Here is an 18252-nt window from a genome sequence, read left to right on the forward strand (position 1 = left end):
AAGTAACTTAGCCAATACGGGTGATGGCGTCGACCCCGGGTCGGGTGGAACCTCACCCGATCGCCGGCCCGGGGTCGCGGACCTGCAGGACACCCGCCTCCACGAGCTCGTCGACAACCGGATCCGGCAGGCCGAGCACCTCGGCACAGATCTGTCGGGTGTGCTCGCCGGGCATCGGGGCCGGGCGCAGCTCCGGGTCCGGCACCGTGGAGAACCGCGCGATCCGGGCGCCGGTCGGGACCGCGGCGGACAGCTGCTCGTGCTCGAGCGTGTGGAACGCGTCGCGGGCGACGAGCTGCGGATCCGTCAGCTCGTCGGGCAGTCGCAGCATCGCGGCCGCGGGCACGCCGACCCGCTGCAGGATCTCGGCGACCTTGTCCGGGGAGTGCCCCGCGGTCCACCGGGCGAGGGTCTCCTCGATCTCCCCGCGCCGCGCGAGCCGCCCTTCGGCGGTCCGGAGACCCGGATCGTCGGGCAGGCCGGTCGCGGACGCGAGCCGGCGCCACGCCTCGTCGTCACGAACGGTGATCACGCACCACTCGTCGTCACCCGCGCAGGGGAAGACACCGGAGGGCGCCGCACCGCGCCGCGCGTTCCCTTCCGCCGACTCCGTCCCGGGCCGCAGCGACGACCGCGCCAGGACCGGGCCCAGCGCGACGAGCGCCGCGTCGGCCTGGGCGGTGTCGACGGCGCTGCCCCGGCCGGTGCGGGCCCGCCCGATCACCGCGGCGAGCACCGCGACCGCGGCGACGTGCGCGGCCACGTGGTCGGGATAGACGGTCGACCCGTCGCAGAACGCGGCCGGGTCCGCTGGGTCCGCCGCGGGGTCCCGCCAGAGCGCCGAGAGCCCGCAGGAGGCCCGCACGAGCGGCCCGTACCCCATCCGCTTCCGCCAGGGCCCGCGCGCGCCGAACGCGCTGCTGTCGGAGACGACGATCCGCGGGTTGACGGCGGCGAGCTCGGCCTGGGAGAAGCCGAGCGACTCGAGCGTGCCCGGCTTGAAGTTGGCCAGGACGACGTCCGCCGTGGCGACCAGCTCCCGGAAGAGCCTGCCGCCCTCGGAGCTGCGCAGGTCGAGCCCGAGACCCCGCTTGTTGCGCTGCCCCCAGGCGAACGACGGGTTCATCCCGCCGCCCTTGCGGGTCTGGCGCAGACCGTCGGGGTAGGCGCTGTTCTCGACCTTGATCACGTCCGCACCCTGGTCCGCGAACACCCGGCCCAGCTCGGCGCCGAAGACGATGACTCCGAGGTCGAGCACCCGGACCCCGGTGAGCGGTCCGGCACCGGCAGGCAGCGGGGGCAGCCCGAGGTCCCGGGGCGGCGCCTCGCCGAACCCGCCGGCGTCGGTCCCCGGGCCGGGTGCCGGGGCACGCAGGCCCGCCCGGACGCCGTCGACGGTCACGTAGCCCGACGGCACGAGCGCCCGGAGCCCGTCGGCGAGCTCGGTCTCCACCAGCGAGCCGGTCTCCCGGAAGTGTTCCGCCCCGAGCACCTCGTCCGGGCTCAGCATCCCCGCGACCGGGATGCCGCGGGCGGTGCCCTCGGCGACGAGCTCCTCGCGCGTCGATCCGGCGAAGAGCTTCGCGATCAGCGGGTTGAGGCGGTCCGCTGCGGCGTAGCGGGCCGGGATGGCGTCGAACCGCGGATCCGTGAACTCCTCCGGCTCGCCGAGCCAGGCGAACATCGCACGCCACTGCCGGGCCGCCAGCAGGCAGATCCGCACGCTCCCGTCGGCACACGGGAAGACCGGGTAGAAGTTGGCCGCGTCGGGCCGGTCCCGCGGGAACGTCTCGGCACGGCCGGCCGCGGCCGTGCCCTGGGCGCCGAAGGCCGGGTCGAACCCGTGCACGACGGCCTCGAGCGCGGACACGTCGACGTGCTCACCCACGCCGGTCCGCAGCCGCTTCACATACGCGACCAGCGTCGCCCACGCCGCGTGCACGGCGACGAGCTGGTCGACGAGCCCGGCGGGCGGCAGCAGCGGCGTCCCGCCCGGGCGGCCCGACCGGCACAGGACGCCGCCGGCGGCGGCCAGCACGTCCTCGGTCGCCACCCGGTCCCGGTACGGCCCGGTGCGGCCGAACCCGGTCACCGAGACGACGACCAGCTCCGGGTTCACGGCGGCGAGCTCGTCCGGGGTGAGACCGAGCGCGGTGGCCTCGTCGTGGGTGAACGACTCGACGAGGACGTCCGCGTGGCGGGCCTCCTCGATCAGCCGCTGCCGTCCCGCGCCGGAGCCGAGGTCGAGGACGGTGCTGCGCTTGTTCGCGTTGCGCAGGGCGAACCCCAGCCGGTCGGCCCGCCCGGGCGCCCCGCCGGCCGGCTCGACCCGCAGGACGTCGGCGCCGAGGTCGGCGAGGTAACGTCCGCACCCCTCGGCCGCCCCGTCGGCCAGGTCGATGATCCGCAGCCCTGCCAGCGGGAGGCCGTCGTGCTGGATGTTCGTGCCGCTCACGCAGTGCGCCCCTTCGGTCCCGGCCGCGTCGGCGCGGCCACTCACCCAGAAATCTAAAGAATATAGATAAGAGGAGAGGCTACCTCCGCGTCCGAGATCACTACACCGGACACTCCGTGTTTTTCGTATCACATGGCACCATGGACGGGCGGGCCATGCAGCGGGCGCCCGCGCGCGGGGTCACGTGTCATGACGGCCGTTGCGCCGTCCGGCCCAACGATCGATCATCGGTGTGTCCGGCGGCGAGGTATCCTGCGGTCGAGCTTCGAGAAGAGGTGCCATGTCGAAGAGCTCCGGTGGCGGCCGGCCCCGGGCCGCCCGGACACGGGTGTCCGACCCCGCGACGGCGATCCTGCTCGCCGCAGAGGCCTGTTACCTACGTCTGGGTATCACCAAGACGACGATGGACGACATCGCTCGCGAGGCGGGGGTGTCACGGCCGACCGTCTACCGGCACTACTCCAACCGCGACGACCTGGTGCTCGGCGTCCTGCTGTCCCGCGCCCGGGACCTGCTGGACCGGGCCCGCCGTTTCATCGACACTCGTGCGCGGATCGACGACAAGCTCGTCGACGGCATGATCTTCCTGGTCGACGCCGGGAGCCGCGATCCCATGCTCCAGCAGCTGGTCAGCCTGGAGTTCATGGAGGGAATGCAGGGTCACCCCGAAGCGTCCCGGCTGCCGGTGACCCTGTCCGCGGAGCTCTGGGGCCCGATCGTCCAGGACGCGAAGGACGCGGGCGAGGTGCGCTCCGATCTGGACGTGACGGCGTTCTGCACCTGGCTGACCTACATCGAACTCGTGGTGCTCAGCCGCACCAACCGGCCCGGCAGCACCGACGAGGCGCAGCGCTCCCTCATGCAGACCTTCGTCGCGCCGGCTCTGCACCGCGCCGGCACCTACGGCACGGTCCCGGTGCCGGCCGCCGGCTGAGCGGACGGCCGGGCACCCTCACGCCGCGAGTGCCGGCAGCAGGAAGTCGCCGACGAGTTCGCGCACGCCCGGCCCGTCCGGGTCGAGCAGGTCCTGCCGCCCGATCATCATGAGCTCCAGGTCCGCCATTACGCCGCAGAGCTCCTGCGGGTCGATCTCGGGCCGCATCTCCCCCGCCTCCTGGGCGGCGATCAGGATCGGCTCCCACACCTCGAAGGACAGCCGCTCGGCGACCTTCCCCGCGGTGAGGATCCCGCTGGTGGCGGACAGGTTGTCCGGCTGGAGCAACGCGCTCAGGATCGGGTCCCGCCGCCCGCCGCGCACCAGGTAGCCGAGCCCGTCGACGATCTTCGACGGGAAGTCGGGGCGCCCGGAGATGTACTCCCTCGCCCGGACCCCGAAGGTCCGCGCGCGGCGTGTGACGACCTCGACGACGAGCGCGTCCCGGTCGGAGAAGTAGCGGTAGACGGTCGGGCGCGAGACACCCGCCCGGCGCGCGACGTCGTCCATCGTCGTACGCCGCACACCGAAGTCCAGGAAGCACTCCTCCGCGGCCACCACCAGCTGGCGCCGGGCCTGCTCCGGCCCGCCCGCGAACGGCCCTCGCCCTCGTGCCACGTCCGGCCCCTCCCTGTCGAAAACCCCGTCGATGCTAGCTGGTCACACCGGTCGCGACCGGCTCGAACACCGGCAACACCTCGCCGGGGTCCTCGGGAGCCCCCGAGCGGACGAACCGTGCCCGCACCGGGTCACCGGCGCTGAGCGAGCAGATGTCGCCGACCAGCCGCACGATGACCCACGGCCCCTCCGCCAGCTCCACGACCGCACTGACGTAGGGCACGGCGTCGGCCAGGGCCGGGAGCGGGGCGCGGTGCACCACCGCCCAGCTGACCAGGACGCCGTCGCCGGAGACGGTCACCGGCTCGAGATCGGCCGATCCGCTCGCGGGGTCGGTCCTGGCCTCGGGGGGCAGCACCGTGCCGGACGGGCCGCGCTGCATCAGCAGCTCCTCGCGGGCCGCCGCGTCGTAGAACGCGGCGCTCGTGTCGTCCCGCTCGACCTGGGGGAAGCCGGTCACCGTCCGCTCCTCGCGTGCGGGCTGAGCACCAGCGTGGAGTGGTGCTCGAGGATCCCGCCGTTGCCGCTGACCACCACGACGTCGTTCCGGGGCGCCTGACGCTCCCCGCCGTCGGCCCGCGCCTGGATCACGGCCTCGGACAGCGGCGTGAAGCCCCACATGTAGTACGACGACAGCTGGCCGCCGCCGGTGTTGCAGGCCAGCGTGCCACCAGGGGCGAGGCGCCCGTCGGCGACGAACGCACCGCCCTCACCCTTGGCGCAGAACCCGTAGTCCTCGAGAGTGACCAGCACCGTGTAGGTGTAGCAATCGTAGATCTCGGCGACGTCGACGTCGCCGACCCCGACGCCGGCCATCCGCAGGGCCTGCGGCCCGGAACGGGCGGCCGGGGTGACGAGACCCCAGTCGGAGCCCGCCTGCATCCGCCGCGGGGCGTGGGCCTGGCCGTATCCCCACACGTGCACCGCGGGCCGCGCGAGCCCGGCCGCGCGGTCCGCCGAGGTCACCACGACCGCGACGGCGCCGTTGCTCACCAGGCAGCAGTCCAGCAGGTGCAGCGGATCGGCGATCCACCGCGACTCCTGGTGGTCGGCGAGGGTGATCGGCTCCCGCATCTGGGCCAGCGGGTTGCGCGCCGCCCACGACCGCTGCGCGACGGCGATCTCGCCGAGCTGCTCGGAGGTGGTGCCGTAGCGCTCCATGTGCCGGCGCGCGCACATCGCGTAGAGGATGTTCGGGTTGGTCGCGCCCGAGGCCACCGACCACCCGGCGTAGCCGCGCACGGGCCGGCCCCGGCCGCTGCGCTGCGGGGCGCCGTAGGTCGAGCCCGCGGACTCCTTGGGCTTCAGCGGGCTGTCCGCGAACACGCACGCGACGGTGCTCGCCGTGCCCGCGGCGACGGCCTGCGCGGCCTGGGCGACCATCACACCCGCCGTCGCGCCGAACGCGTTCACCTGGTTCAGCACCGACAGGTCCTGCAGACCGAGGACGGCGGCGAGCCCGACCCCGACGTCCTGCTTGATCCCGGAGCTGACGAGCAGCCCGTCGAGATCGGTGAGCGCCAGGCCCGCGTCGGCGACGGCGCCGCGCACCGCCTCGGCCGCCAGCGAGGTCGAGGACCGGCCGTACACCTTGCCCATCGCGGTCGTGCCGAGACCGGCGATCGCCGCACCCGTCATCTAGCGCCCCTCCCAACGGGGAGCACGCCTCTCGGCGAACGCGGTCGGGCCCTCCCGGGCGTCCCGGCTGGCGAACACGACCTTCATCGCGTCGTCGCTGAGCCTCCAGGCCGGGTCGTCCCAGTCGGAGCCGGCGTCGCGGGAGCGGTGCACGACCTGCTTGCTGTACCGCACCGACAGCGGGGCGTTCTCCGCGATCACACCGGCGAGGCCGAGAGCGACGTCGAGGGCGGTGCCCTCGGGGGCGACCCGGTTGACCAGCCCGAGCTCGTGCGCGCGGGCCGCGGGGATCGGCTCCCCGGTCAGCGCGGCCTCCAGCGCAACCTTCTGCGGGATCTGCCGGGCCAGCCGGATCACCCCGCCCGCCGCCGCCATCAGGCCGCGCTTCACCTCGGGCAGCCCCAGGGAGGCGGTCTCGTCGATCACGGCGACGTCGCAGGCCAGGACGATCTCGGTGCCACCGCCGAGCGCGAAGCCGTTGACGGCCGCGACGGTCGGCTTGTCCACCCAGTGCCGGGCGAGCCCGGCGAACCCCCGCTCCGGGTGGTCCCGGTCGTCGATCCGGTTGCCGCGGGCGACCTCCTTGAGGTCCGCGCCCGCGCAGAAGCCCCGGCCGGCGCCGGTGATCACCACGACGCGCACCTCGTCGTCGGCGCCGGCGGCGGCGAGCGCGTCACCGGCCGCGACGGACAGCGCGGAGTTCACCGCGTTCATCGCGCGCGGCCGGTTCAGCGTGATCAGGCCGACGTGGCCGCGCCGCTCGTAGGTCGCGGCCGGCTCGTCGGGGGTCTCGGCCGGGGTGGCACTGCCGGTCATCGGGACTCCGGGGTCAGATAGACGGACTTGAGGTCGACGTAGGGGGCGAGGCCCTCCGGCCCGAGCTCGCGGCCGAGGCCGCTGGCCTTGACCCCGCCGAACGGCCCGAGGACGTCGAGCGCGTAGTGGTTGATGCCGACGGTGCCGGACCGGATCCGGTCGGCGATCGCCTGCCCCCGGTCGAGGTCGGTGGTCCACACGGTGCCGCCGAGCCCGTACTCCGAGTCGTTGGCGATCCGGACCGCGTCGTCGGTGTCGTCGTAGGGCAGGACGCACAGCACCGGGCCGAAGACCTCCTCGCGGGCGATCGCGCTGTCGTTGTCGACGCCGGCGAACACGGTGGGCTCGACGAACCAGCCCCGCTCCTGCCCCGCCGGGACGGCGCCGCCGGTGGTCACCCGGCCCCCCGCGTCCCGGCCCGCGGTGACCAGGCCGAGTACCCGGTCCCGCTGCGCCGCGCTGACCAGCGGGCCGATCCGGGTCTGCTTGTCGAGGGGGTCACCGACCGGCAGGGACCGGACGGTGTCGGTGATCGCGTCGACGATCTCGTCGTAGCGGCCGCGCGGCGCGAGGATGCGGGTGCACGCGTGGCAGGTCTGGCCGTTGTTGGCCAGCGAGACCTCGGGCAGCGCGGTGAGGAACGCGTCGAGGTCGGCGTCCTCGGCGAGCAGGGCGGCCGACTTGCCGCCGAGCTCGAGGGTGACGGGGCGGAGCAGCCGGCCGCAGACCTCGCCGATCGCCCGCCCGGCCGCGGTGGACCCGGTGAAGGCGACCTTGTCGACGCCCGGGTGCGCGACGAGGTGCGCCCCCGCCTCCCGGCCGCCGGGGACGATGTTCAGCACGCCCGGCGGGAGCCCCGCCTCCACGGCGGCGTCGGCCCAGACGTAGGCGTCGAGCGCGGTCTCGGGGGCGGCCTTGAGCACCACCGTGCAGCCGGCGGCGAGCGCGGGGGCGATCTTCATCGCGGCGAGCGCCTGCGGGTAGTTCCACGGCGTCACCGCGGCGACGACGCCGACCGGGCCACGGCGGACCCGCACCCGGGCCAGCATGCCGGAGCGGACGTCGTCGGCGTCGAGGCCCTCGGCGAGGCCCGCGTAGTAGTCGAGCATCAGCGGCGGGCTGAACCCGTTGGCGCCGATCGACAGCGAGCGGGGCATCCCGTTCTCGCGGCTGACGAGCGCGGCGGTGTCCTTGGCGCGGGTCTTCAGCGCGGCCGCCAGCCGGCGCATGACGGTCGCGCGCTCGGCGCCGGTCGTCGCTCCCCAGGGGCCGTGCAGGGCATCGCCCGCGGCGGCCACGGCGGCGTCGACGTCGGCCGGGCCGGCCAGGGCCGCGCTGCCGAAGGCGGTACCGGTGGCGGCCTCCAGGACGTCGACCCGCTCCGTCCCCGCGGGCGGGACCCAGTCACCACCGACGAAGAAGGTGCTGCGATCGACGGCGTTGGCGAGATCGTTCGACACGAACCGGTCTCCATTCCGCGCCCGGTGGCGCTGCGTCGCGTCCGGCGAGCGGACGGTATCCGGCAGGATATGTGACAATCAACGTTGTATGTCTTACGGTAAGCCACACCGCGGTGCTTCCGCGTCCGGCACGCGCCCGGGCATACTAAAACTAATGTCTTATGGTTTATGGCCGGGTGCGCGGGAACGCCGTCCGGCCGTGTTGGCCCCGCCCGGGGCCCCGGAAGCCGGAGGAAGGTCATGACCGCGACCGACACCCCGCCTCGCACCCAGATCCGCTACGAGATCACCGGCGCGACCGCACTGATCACCCTGGACCGGCCGGACCGGCTCAACGCCTTCACCGCGACCATGGCGGCCGAGCTGGTCGCCGCCTTCGACACCGCCGACGCCGACGACGCGGTGCGCGCCGTCGTCCTGACCGGCGCCGGCCGCGGCTTCTGCGCCGGCGCCGACCTGGAGCGCGGGACCGACACGTTCTCCGGCGACTCCGCCGGCGCGCCGCGGGCCGACCACGGCACCGTCGACGGCGTGGCCCGTGACCTCGGGGGTGTCGTCGCCCTGCGGATCGCCGCCTCCCGCAAGCCGGTAATCACCGCCGTCAACGGGGCCGCGGTGGGGGTCGGCGCGACGATGACGCTGCCCTCCGACGTCCGCATCGCCGGCGACACAGCCCGGTTCGGCTTCGTGTTCGCGCGGCGCGGGCTCGTGCCCGAGGCCGCGTCGACCTGGTTCCTCCCCCGGATCGTCGGCATCTCGCGCGCGATGGAGTGGGTCAGCACCGGCCGCGTGTTCGACGCCGGGGAGGCCCTGGCGGGCGGACTGGTCTCGCGGGTCGTGCCCACCGGCGAGCTTCTGGACACCGCGCTGTCGCTCGCCGCCGAGATCGCCGGGAACACCTCGCCCGCCTCGGTCGCGCTGTCCCGGAAGCTGCTGTGGGGCATGCTCGGCGCCGCGGACCCGTGGGAGGCGCACCGGATCGAGACGCTCGCGATCGACGAGCTCGGGCGGGGTGGCGACGTGGCCGAGGGTGTCTCCGCGTTCCTGGAGAAGCGGCCCGCCGCCTTCGGCGACCGCATCGCCGACCGGCTCCACCTGGTGCCGGACTGGCCTGCGGCCCCGGAGCCGGCCACCGCCGTGCGGAGCGACCGGTGACGGCGGGCGTCCGGGACGAGCCCGGCAGCCGCACCGTCCACCTCGACGGCGACGGCGTCCGGCTCGCCGCCGACCGGTGGGAGCCCACCGGTCCGGACCGCCGCGGCGCTGTGGTGCTGCTGCACGGCGGCGGCCAGACCCGCCACTCGTGGCGGCACACCGCGCGGCGCCTCGCCGCGGCGGGCTGGACGGTGCTGGCCCTCGACCTGCGCGGTCACGGGGACAGCGAGTGGTCCCCGGACGGCGACTACACCCTCGACGCGCACGTCGCGGACCTCCGGTCGGTCACCGGGACGCTCGACGAACCCCCGGTCCTGATCGGGGCGTCGCTCGGCGGGATGACCTCGCTGCTCGCCTCCGGCACCGACCCGGGCCTCGCCCGCGGCCTGGTCCTCGTCGACGTCACCCCGACCACGGAACGGGCCGGGACGTCGGCGGTCACCCGCTTCATGCGGGCCGGGCAGGAGGGATTCCCGTCGCTGGAGGCCGTCGCCGACGCGGTGGCCGCCTACAACCCACACCGTCCGCGGCCCCGCAATCCGCGTGGACTGCTGAAGAACCTACGGCGCCGGGCCGGGCGCTGGTACTGGCACTGGGACCCGCGGCTCGTCGACGAGCGGCAGACCGCGCCGGAGACGCTGTCCGCGAACGAGCGGCGGGCACGGGCGGCCGCGCGCGACCTGGCGGTGCCGACCATGCTGGTGCGCGGCGCCGGGTCCGACGTGGTCAGCCCGGCCGGTGCGCGCGAGCTGCTCGAGCTGGTGCCGGACGCCTGGTACGTCGAGGTCGACGGCACCGGGCACATGGTCGCCGGGGACGACAACGACGTCTTCACCGGTAGCCTGCTCGACTTCATGGAGCACGTGGCGGTCGGCGCGGCCGCCGGAACCGGACGACCGGAGGGACGACCGTGAAGACCAACCTGACCTGCCCGTGCGGGGCCCGGATCCACGGCGAGGACGAGGACGACCTCGTCCGCCTGACCCAGGAGCACCTCGCCGCGAAGCACCCCGACCACGAGTACTCCCGGGACGAGATCCTCTTCATCGCCTACTGACAGCCACGCCCCGGCAGACGCGCACCGAACCGAAGAACGCTCGCCCGATCGCGCGAGCGCCGCCGCATTCCGTGAGCGTCTGCCGCAGGGCCTGGAGCCGGGGTGGGGCGGCTGTGGGCGGGTCAGGGGGTGGGGGGTGCCTGTGCGGCGGTGGTGCGCAGGGCCTCCAGGGTGACGATCTTGCGGCGGGGAGCGCCCGCGGCGCGACCGCCGAGCCGCTCGGCCCGGTCGATCGCCCGCCAGCCGGCCAGTCCGACCCGTCCGGGCCTGCGCTCGGCGAGGAGCCGGTCGAGGTCGGCCTCGGCGCCGGGCCCGGGGTCCGTAAGCCGGCCGGCCGCGTGGTCCTCCAGCAGGGCGGCGACGGTCTCGGCCGCGCACCCGCGGTTGGTCCCGATGACGCCGGACGGGCCGCGCTTGATCCAGCCCGTCACGTAGTGCCCGGTGAGCGGCGCCCCGCCGGGCTCCTGCAGCGCGCGGCCCGCGGCGTGCGGGACGGCCGCGCGGTCGTCGTCGAACGGCAGGCCGCGCAGCGGCGTCCCGCGGTACCCGATCGCCCGGAGCACCAGCCCGCAGTCCAGCAGCTCGGTCCCGCCGTCGGGGGTGCCGAACCGGACCCCGGCCACCGCCCCGGCGCCGTCGTCGACGATCTCCCGCGGGGTGCGGCCGAAGCGCAGCACGATCCGCCGCCGGTCCGGGTCCGGCGTGCGCGCCGCGTACCGGGCGACCGCCTCGGACTTGAGCCCGGCGGCGTACCCGTCCACCGGGCCGGTGACCGCCTCGCCGTCACCGACGAGCACCTGGACCCCGTCGATCCGGTCCAGTGCGAGCAGCTCCGGGGTGCTGAACGCGCCGTGCGACGCGTCGCGGCGGCCCACCACGTGCACCTCCCGGATCGCGCTGTCCCGCAGCGCGTCCAGCGCGTGCGGCGCGATGTCGGTGGCGGCGAGCGCGGCCCGTCCGGAGACCAGGACCCGGGCGACGTCGAGCGCGACGTTCCCGTTGCCGATCACCACGGCCCGCCCGGTGTCCAGCGGGACGTCCCGCCCGGCGTGGTCGGGATGGCCGTTGTACCAGGCGACGAGGTCACGGGCGGGCAGGCTGCCGGCCAGGTCCTCCCCCGGTACGCCGAGCCGGCGCTCGCCGGAGGCACCGACCGCGTACACCACGGCGTGGTGCCGGGCGAGCAGCTCGCCGGTCGTCAGGTGCTCGCCGATCTCGACGTCGAGGTGCAGCCGGACCTGCGGGCGGCGCAGCAGCCGCTCCAGCCCGTCGCCGAAGCCCTTCGTCGCGCCGTGGTCGGGTGCCACGCCGAAGCGGACCAGCCCGCCCGGGACCGGGAGCCGGTCGAACAACGTCAGCGACACGTCGCCACCGGTCCGTTCCAGCAGCTCCTGGGCCGCGTAGTAGGCGGACGGGCCGGTCCCGACCACGGCGACCCGCAACGGCCCGGCGGTGTGCCGCGGCGCCGGGGCCGGGCGCCGGGCGCGGTCGGGCGCCGGCGGGAACGCCTCGAGGTAGGTCTCGGCGAGGCGCAGGCTCGTGCGGCCCTCGACGTCGAGCGCGTGGTCGCCGACGATCGCGCCGACCGGGCACACGTCCGCGCAGGCCCCGCAGTCGATGCAGGCGGCCGGATCGATGTAGAGGCTCTCCGCCGTCGTGAACCCCGGGTCGCCCGGCCGGGGGTGGATGCAGTCGACCGGGCAGACGTCGACGCACGCCGCGTCGTTGCAGCAGGTCCGGGTGATCACGTGCGTCATCGGTCCCCCTCCGGCACCGGGACGTCGGCGGGCGTCACCGTGACGCGCAGGCCGTTGAAGATCGGGGTCCCGGTGAGCGGTTCGAGCACCCGGTCGTCGACGAGCCGGTTGACGTTGGCCCCCGGCGCCGCCTCGGCCCGGTGCATCCGCAGCCCGGACCCCGTGTGCCCCCACCCGTGCGGCAGGCTCACCACCCCCTGCCGGATCGCGGCGCTCACCCGCAGCTCGGCGACGACGTCGCCGGGACCGGCGCTGATCCGGACCAGCTCGCCGTCCACCAGGTCCAGCCGCCCGGCGTCGTCGGGGTGCATCATCAGGCCGCCCGCGCCGTCGTCCCGGTAGGGCAGCGCGTTGTGCAGCCAGGAGTTCATCCCGCGGTGCTGGCGCCGGTTGATCAGACGCAGGTCGGTGGCGTGCCGGTGCCCGATGCTCGACCGCAGCCGTGGGACGTCGGCGGTCAGCAGCGCCGGGGCGACGTCGATCCGGCCGTCCGGGGTGCGCAGCACCCCGGGCAGCCGCGGCTCCAGCGGGCCGAGGTCGACGCCGTCGGGGGTCCGCTCGAGCAGCTCCAGCGTCAGGCCCCCGGGATCGGCGCCGAACCGGTCGCCGAACGGCCCGCTGCGCACCCGCATGTCGACCAGGCGCTCGGGCCCCGTCCGCGGGGCGACGGCCGCGAGCACCTCGTCCTGGCCGGTCCCGCAGAGCCGGGCGGCCCGGCGGGCCGACTGGTCGGCGACCTCGTCGTCCATCACCTCGATCGGCAGGTCCGGGGTACCGCGCACGATCGCGGCGATCCGCAGCACCTGGTGCCACTCCGGCATCGCGCCGGGCGCGGGGGTGACGGCGGGCGGGCTGTAGCGGGCCACGTCGCGGATCTGGAAGTGGTTGAGCGTGAGATCGATGTGCCCGTGCCCGAACAGACCGGGGGCGGGGAGCACGACGTCGGCGTGCCGGGTCGTCTCGTTCAGGTAGGTGTCGAGGCAGAGCAGGAAGCCGACCTCGCGCAGCGCGCGTTCCATCGTGGCGCTGCCCGGGATGCTCCGCGCCGGGTTGCCGGCGATCGTGACCAGCGCCTGCACCTGCCCGGGGCCGGGGGTGAGGATCTCCTCGGCGAGGCAGGCGACGGACAGCTCGCCGAGCATCTCCGGCATCCCGCGCACGCGCGAGTGCCAGCGGCCGAACGGCGGCTGCTTCATGCTGCCGGGCCAGGTCGTCGGTCCCCCGCCGGGCGGCGTCGCGAACATCGCACCCCCGGGGACGTCGAGCCGGCCGGTGGCGATGTTCAGCACCTCGACCAGCCAGCTCGCCAGCGTCCCGAACTCCTGGGTGCAGGTGCCGATCCGGGAGTGGACGACGGCGGAGCGTGCGGTCGCGAAACGGATCGCGACGTCGCGGATCGTCGCGGCCGCCACCCCGCAGACGTCCGCCACGCGTTCCGGGGTGAAGGGCCGCGCGGCGTCGAGCACGGTGTCGAGGCCGTCGACGAGCGTGCCGGCCGCCCCGGTGTCGACGAGCCCCTCGGCGTCGATCACTGCGAGCATCGCCATGAGCAGGTGCGCGTCCGTCCCGGGACGGACGGCGAGGTGCTTGTCCGCGACCTCCGCGGTCCGGGTGCGGGCCGGGTCGACCACGACCAGGGTGCCGCCACGGGCTCGCAGCGCGTCCAGCCGCACGCCGAACCCGGGGGCGCAGACGGTGCTGCCGTTGGAGACCAGCGGGTTGCTCCCGAGCAGCAGGAGGAAGTCCGTCCGGTCGATGTCCGGCAGCGACATCCCGATCCCGGTGCCGTAGAGCAGCACCGTCACCAGGTTCTTCGGCCAGGTGTCCATGCTCGCCGGCGAGTAGAGGTTGCGGGAGCCGATCGCCCCGAGCAGGGCGGGCAGGTAGAGCGTGTGGTCGAGGTGGTGGGCCGCGGGGTTGCCGGTGTAGACGGCGACCGACTGCGGGTCGGCGGCCACCAGCGGCGGCAGCCGGCGCCAGCCGGCGCCCGATCTCGGCGAACGCCTCGGCCCAGGTCGCCTCACGCAGCTCGCCGTCGCGCCGGACGAGCGGGACCGAGAGCCGGTCGGGGTCGTTGTCCAGCTCGGCGAGCCCGAGCCCCTTCGCGCAGGCGTGCCCGCGGCTGAACCGGTCGTCCGGGTTCGGGCGGACCGACCGTGCGACCCGGCCGTCGAACTCCATCAGCAGGCCGCAGGTCGCCTCGCAGAGCGGGCAGATCCGGTGCCGTTCAACACGAGACATGATGTGTCCAGTGTATCGCCGACCGGGTCGTCCGCCCACACCGATCTCGTCGCACCGGACCCGCCGGACGGCCGCAGGACTGCCCGGCGGGGGGACGTCAGCGGCCCAGCCGGCGCTTCCAGTCGTGGGCGCCCAGGAACCGCACGACCTTCGCCATGAACTCGCTGCGCGAGGGGACGATCGGGTACCAGTTCGGCTCCGCCTTCAGCGCCATCCGCTCCGACACGACCGACTGCTGGCGGCAGTACTTCAGCACGCCGTTCGCCCCGCCGAACCGGGTCCCGAGGCCCGACTGCTTCCAGCCGCCCATCGGCACCGGGAGCTGGAACACGGCGACGAGCGCGTTGTTGATCGAGACCGAGCCCGCCTCGATCAGCCGGGAGAGCCGGTCGGCCTTGCGCCGGTCGCGGGTCCAGAGGCTGGACGAAAGGCCGAAGTCGGAGTCGTTCGCGAGCCGCAGCGCCTCGTGCTCGTCGGCGACCTTCATGATGGGCAGGGTCGGCCCGAAGGTCTCCTCACGCATGCAGGCCATCGAGTGGTCGACGTCGACGAGCACGGTCGGCTCGAAGTAGGCGTCTCCGGCGGCTCCCCGCTTCCCGCCGACGAGGACCCGCGCACCCTTGGCCTCCGCGTCGGCGACGTGCCGCTCGACGATCTCCAGCTGGGAGGGGGTGACCATCGCGCCGATCTCGGTGGCGTAGGCCCCCGGCGCGTCCATGCCCTGGCGGACGGCACGCATCTTCTCGACGACCTTCGCGACGAACTCGTCGTACACGGGGGCCTCGACGTAGACCCGCTCGACCGAGATGCACGCCTGGCCGCCGTTCATCATCGCGCCCCAGACGGCACCGCCCGCGGCCCGCTCGACGTCGGCGTCCGCCAGGACGATCATCGCATCCTTGCCGCCCAGCTCGAGGCTGCACGGGATGAGCCGCTCGCCGGCGCGCGCGGCGACCCTCCGTCCGGTCCGGACCGAGCCGGTGAACATGACCATGTCCACCTCCTCGACGACCGCGGCACCGGCCTCGCCGTCGCCGGTGAGGCAGGCGAGCACCGGCGGCGCACCGATCTCGTTCCATCCCTCGACGGCGGCGGCCCAGGTCAGCGGCGTCACCTCGGACGGCTTGCTCAGCACCGCGGCACCGGCCACCAGGGCGCCCACGACGTCCATCATCGGACCGGCCAGCGGGCCGTTCCACGGCGTGATCAGGCCGACCAGCTGGTACGGGCGCACCTGGACCCGCAGCGTGCGGACCTTGTTGGGCAGACCCGCCGACGCGACCTTCCTGTCGGCGAGGAACCTCTCCGCGTTGGCCGTGAAGTAGTTGATGACGTCGAGCGCCACCTGCATCTCGACCGCGGAGTCCGACCACGACTTGCCGGTCTCCGCCTGGACCAGGCCGATGACCCGCTGCTCGTTGTCGAGCAGCCAGTCCAGCCACCGGCGGAGGTGCCTGCTGCGCTCCTTCGGCCCCAGTGCCTCCCACGCGGGCTGCGCCGCCCGCAGGGCGCGCGCCGCCGCCGAGACGTCGGCCGCCCCCTGCCGCGGGACCGACCCGACGACGCGTCCGTCCGCCGGACAGCGCACCTCGCGCTCGGCCTGGTCGCCGGACGCCGTGCGGTCCTGCTCGGTCGTGGTGCTCATCTGTCTCCTCGAGTGCTGGACTCCGGACCGGCCGACGGCCCGGGCGGGCGGCGTCGAGCCGTGGTGGCGATCACCGGACACTATCCGTCATATGTAACGAAGCACCACCGGCACGCCGCTCCCGGACCGGCCGCGCCGCCGGCGACCGGCGCAATCAGTCCTCCGTGGCGCCTCCTTGACCAGCATTTACTAAAGCTGTTAGCTTATTTGGGACGAACAAGGGCGCAACTGGTGGTACCGGGAGACCTCAGATCTCCCGGTCGACCCCGCGCAGGAAGGTGCGGACCATCTCGACGAACCGTCGCTCGTCCTCCTCGTCCGGCGCGACCGGCGGCCCGTCCCCGGATCCGGGGTCGAGGCTCTGCAGGGCGGCCCGGCCGTTCGCCGTGCTGATCGCCGACCCGATCGCCATCCGGTGTGCCGCCTCGAGGAGGAAGAGATGCATCCGCTCCGGGACGCCGTGAGCCGCGAGCAGGCGCGAGTACTGCTGGTAGAGCCGTACGAGCAGGGGCTGCGGGAGGTGCTCCACCACGAGCGGGACGGCGCGCGGGTGCTGCAGCAGCGACCGGCGGAACAGCGTCGTCTCCTCGACCAGCCACTCCTGCCACCGGCCCGGCTCGGGGTCCGGGACGCGCGGGGTGTCGAGCACGATGATCCGCGCGACCTCGGCGAGGATCTCGGCCTTGTCCGTGAAGTGGTTGTAGAGCGAGGGCGCGCGGACGCTCAGGGCCGCGGCGAGCCGCTCCAGGCTCAACGCCGCCGGCCCGCCCTCATCGACGATCTCCAGCGCGGCGCGCGCTGCACCGTCCCGCGTGATGAGCGGCCTGCGCCCCATCCCCACCCTCTCGCTCGCTGAGCCGAGCGTACGACCACCCCACCCACCACGACGGAGGATGCCCGACGATGCGCAACACCACCGTTCTCGACGCCCTGTACGCCTGGTCGAGGCGCCGCCCGGAGGCGCCCGCCCTGCAGGACCCCGACCGCGCCCTGTCCTGGAGCTCGCTCGTCGAGGCACAGGACGCGGCCGCCCGCACCCTGGTCGATGCCGGGGTCCGCCCCGGTGACCGGGTCGGCGTCCTGGGGCCGCTCTCGGTGGACTGGGCCGTCGCCGCGCTCGGCGTGCTCCGCGCCGGCGCCGTGCTCTGCCCGCTCAACGAGCGGCTCGGGGCGTTCGAGCTCTCCGAGGTGTTCGCGCGGATCGACCCGGTCCTGGTGCTCGCCGACGACGGGCACCGGCCGGTGCTGGACGGGATCGGCGAGGGCGCGCCCACGGTCCGCACGCTCGGCGAGGTCGGCGCGGGCGGCTCGGCCGCCTCGGCTGCCTCGACTGCTGAGCTCCCGGACCTGCCCCGCGACCCGTCCCGGCCGGTCTCGATCATCCCGACCTCCGGTTCGACGGGACACCCGAAGGGCGTCGTCTACACCCACGAGTCCCTGCTCGGCGCGTTCTTCGAGTGGACCCTGCAGGCACCGGAGCTGCTCCGCGGGCGGGCCCTCAACGTCAGCGCGTTCTCGTTCGCGGCGGGCCTGCTCAACGGATTCCTGGGCCCGCTGGTCCTCGGCGGCAGCGTCGTGCTGCTCCCCCGCTGGGACGCCGGCACCGCACTGCGGCTGATCCGCGACGAGCGGATCACGACCTTCGCCGCCACCACGATCTTCTACGAGCAGATGGCGCGCCTGCCCGAGTTCGCCGACGCCGACCTGTCGTCGCTGACCGTCGCCTTCACCGGCGGCAACCCCGTCACCACCGAGCTGATCGAGGCGTGGTCGGCCAAGGGCGTCGGGCTGCGCCAGGCCTACGGCCTGACCGAGTCGCTGTCGAACGTCACCTTCCCCACCGTGGAGATGGCGGTCCGCAGCCCCGAGTCCGTCGGCGAGGGCGGCATCCTCACGCGGGTCGCCGTCACCGACCCGCACGGTGCCCCGCTGCCGGCGGGCGAGCCCGGCGAGATCCGGATCTCCGGGCCGGGGGTCGCCGCCGGGTACTGGGACGACGAGGCGCGCACCACCGAGACGTTCGGCGACGGGTGGCTGCGGACCGGTGACGTCGGCGTCGTCGACGACCACGGTGCGCTGCGGATCGTCGGCCGGCTGAAGGACATGATCATCAGTGGCGGGATGAACGTCTACGCCGCCGAGGTCGAGCGCGCGGCGCTCACCCTGCCGGACGTCGTGGAGGTCGCCGTCATCGGCGTCGCCGACGACGAGTTCGGCGAGACCCCCGCGCTCCTCCTGCGGACCGCCGGACCGGTCACCGAGGAGGCGGTGCTGGAGCACTGCCGGGCACGTCTCGCCTCCTACAAGATGCCCCGCTACGTCGTCCTCGTCGACGACCCGCTGCCGCGGACACCGAGCATGAAGATCGACAAGGCGGCGATCCGCACCCGGCACACCGACATCCCGGACACCCACCGGCGGCACGGCCGCACGCCGCTGCCCGCCTGAACCGACCCGGACGACGACGAGGAGGACC

At 74.4% G+C, this 18252-nt stretch carries 15 protein-coding genes and 1 pseudogene; 5 read left to right on the plus strand and 11 right to left on the minus strand.

The window, feature by feature from the left end; all coding sequences use genetic code 11:
- Positions 1-52: 52 nt before the first annotated feature.
- Complete coding sequence (locus tag XF36_RS18630) at positions 53-2455, minus strand: CaiB/BaiF CoA transferase family protein (protein ID WP_238588957.1); 2403 nt, start codon at positions 2453-2455, stop codon at positions 53-55.
- Between the two features lie 280 nt (positions 2456-2735).
- On the opposite strand from XF36_RS18630, the gene XF36_RS18635 reads away from it, so the two are divergent.
- Positions 2736-3389: a TetR/AcrR family transcriptional regulator gene (locus tag XF36_RS18635; RefSeq protein WP_060712956.1), complete on the plus strand. Its 654-nt coding sequence runs from the start codon at positions 2736-2738 to the stop codon at positions 3387-3389.
- A gap of 18 nt (positions 3390-3407) precedes the next feature.
- Here XF36_RS18635 and XF36_RS18640 read toward each other — a convergent pair whose 3' ends face one another.
- Genes XF36_RS18640 through XF36_RS18660 form a run of 5 tightly spaced genes read right to left on the minus strand, consistent with a single transcriptional unit; the run spans position 3408 to position 7921 of the window.
- Positions 3408-4007, minus strand: a complete 600-nt coding sequence (locus XF36_RS18640) for a TetR/AcrR family transcriptional regulator (RefSeq protein WP_060712957.1) — start codon at positions 4005-4007, stop codon at positions 3408-3410.
- Between the two features lie 34 nt (positions 4008-4041).
- Entirely contained in the window at positions 4042-4467 is a 426-nt protein-coding gene (locus XF36_RS18645) for a Zn-ribbon domain-containing OB-fold protein (RefSeq protein ID WP_060712958.1), read from the minus strand.
- Positions 4464-5645, minus strand: a complete 1182-nt coding sequence (locus XF36_RS18650) for a thiolase family protein (RefSeq protein WP_060712959.1) — start codon at positions 5643-5645, stop codon at positions 4464-4466. The genes XF36_RS18645 and XF36_RS18650 overlap by 4 nt, the downstream gene beginning before the upstream one ends.
- Positions 5646-6461 (minus strand): crotonase/enoyl-CoA hydratase family protein, encoded by an 816-nt coding sequence (locus XF36_RS18655; RefSeq protein ID WP_060712960.1) that lies wholly within the window; start codon positions 6459-6461, stop codon positions 5646-5648.
- Positions 6458-7921: an aldehyde dehydrogenase gene (locus XF36_RS18660; protein WP_060712961.1), complete on the minus strand. Its 1464-nt coding sequence runs from the start codon at positions 7919-7921 to the stop codon at positions 6458-6460. The genes XF36_RS18655 and XF36_RS18660 overlap by 4 nt, the downstream gene beginning before the upstream one ends.
- A 240-nt stretch (positions 7922-8161) precedes the next feature.
- On the opposite strand from XF36_RS18660, the gene XF36_RS18665 reads away from it, so the two are divergent.
- From XF36_RS18665 to XF36_RS29590, 3 genes are read left to right on the plus strand one after another with little or no spacing between them, the layout of a single operon-like run.
- Positions 8162-9076, plus strand: a complete 915-nt coding sequence (locus tag XF36_RS18665; protein WP_060712962.1) for an enoyl-CoA hydratase-related protein — start codon at positions 8162-8164, stop codon at positions 9074-9076.
- Entirely contained in the window at positions 9073-9990 is a 918-nt protein-coding gene (locus XF36_RS18670) for an alpha/beta fold hydrolase (RefSeq protein ID WP_060712963.1), read from the plus strand. Before XF36_RS18665 ends, XF36_RS18670 begins: the two co-directional genes overlap by 4 nt.
- Positions 9987-10133 (plus strand): DUF1059 domain-containing protein, encoded by a 147-nt coding sequence (locus XF36_RS29590; protein WP_064485457.1) that lies wholly within the window; start codon positions 9987-9989, stop codon positions 10131-10133. Before XF36_RS18670 ends, XF36_RS29590 begins: the two co-directional genes overlap by 4 nt.
- A gap of 122 nt (positions 10134-10255) precedes the next feature.
- Here the strand turns inward: XF36_RS29590 and XF36_RS18675 are convergent, their stop codons facing one another.
- The 5 genes and pseudogenes from XF36_RS18675 to XF36_RS18690 form a co-directional block, all read right to left on the minus strand.
- Positions 10256-11890, minus strand: a complete 1635-nt coding sequence (locus XF36_RS18675) for a 4Fe-4S binding protein (protein WP_060712964.1) — start codon at positions 11888-11890, stop codon at positions 10256-10258.
- Positions 11887-13914: a molybdopterin dinucleotide binding domain-containing protein gene (locus XF36_RS18680; protein WP_238588958.1), complete on the minus strand. Its 2028-nt coding sequence runs from the start codon at positions 13912-13914 to the stop codon at positions 11887-11889. Before XF36_RS18680 ends, XF36_RS18675 begins: the two co-directional genes overlap by 4 nt.
- Before the next feature lie 124 nt (positions 13915-14038).
- Positions 14039-14131 (minus strand): annotated as a pseudogene (locus tag XF36_RS35270) (hypothetical protein); the annotation flags it as partial.
- A 97-nt stretch (positions 14132-14228) separates the two neighbouring features.
- Positions 14229-15776 (minus strand): aldehyde dehydrogenase family protein, encoded by a 1548-nt coding sequence (locus XF36_RS18685; protein ID WP_060712965.1) that lies wholly within the window; start codon positions 15774-15776, stop codon positions 14229-14231.
- Between the two features lie 247 nt (positions 15777-16023).
- Positions 16024-16611: a TetR/AcrR family transcriptional regulator gene (locus tag XF36_RS18690; RefSeq protein ID WP_060573806.1), complete on the minus strand. Its 588-nt coding sequence runs from the start codon at positions 16609-16611 to the stop codon at positions 16024-16026.
- 68 nt (positions 16612-16679) lie between these two features.
- Between XF36_RS18690 and XF36_RS18695 the strand changes: the two genes are divergently transcribed.
- A complete protein-coding gene (locus XF36_RS18695) occupies positions 16680-18224 on the plus strand; it encodes a class I adenylate-forming enzyme family protein (protein WP_060712966.1) in 1545 nt (514 codons plus the stop codon).
- The last annotated feature ends 28 nt before the right edge of the window (positions 18225-18252 follow it).

The sequence above is a fragment of the Pseudonocardia sp. HH130629-09 genome, assembly GCF_001294645.1.
GTDB lineage: Bacteria > Actinomycetota > Actinomycetes > Mycobacteriales > Pseudonocardiaceae > Pseudonocardia.

What these genes read in the sequence shown, in the direction of transcription:
- XF36_RS18675 (WP_060712964.1), bottom strand. Translation starts at nt 11,890, where the DNA reads ATGACGCACGTGATCACCCGGACCTGCTGCAACGACGCGGCGTGCGTC.
- XF36_RS18650 (WP_060712959.1), bottom strand. Translation starts at nt 5,645, where the DNA reads ATGACGGGTGCGGCGATCGCCGGTCTCGGCACGACCGCGATGGGCAAG.
- XF36_RS18690 (WP_060573806.1), bottom strand. Translation starts at nt 16,611, where the DNA reads ATGGGGCGCAGGCCGCTCATCACGCGGGACGGTGCAGCGCGCGCCGCG.
- XF36_RS18655 (WP_060712960.1), bottom strand. Translation starts at nt 6,461, where the DNA reads ATGACCGGCAGTGCCACCCCGGCCGAGACCCCCGACGAGCCGGCCGCG.
- XF36_RS18635 (WP_060712956.1), top strand. Translation starts at nt 2,736, where the DNA reads ATGTCGAAGAGCTCCGGTGGCGGCCGGCCCCGGGCCGCCCGGACACGG.
- XF36_RS18685 (WP_060712965.1), bottom strand. Translation starts at nt 15,776, where the DNA reads ATGAGCACCACGACCGAGCAGGACCGCACGGCGTCCGGCGACCAGGCC.
- XF36_RS18665 (WP_060712962.1), top strand. Translation starts at nt 8,162, where the DNA reads ATGACCGCGACCGACACCCCGCCTCGCACCCAGATCCGCTACGAGATC.
- XF36_RS18695 (WP_060712966.1), top strand. Translation starts at nt 16,680, where the DNA reads ATGCGCAACACCACCGTTCTCGACGCCCTGTACGCCTGGTCGAGGCGC.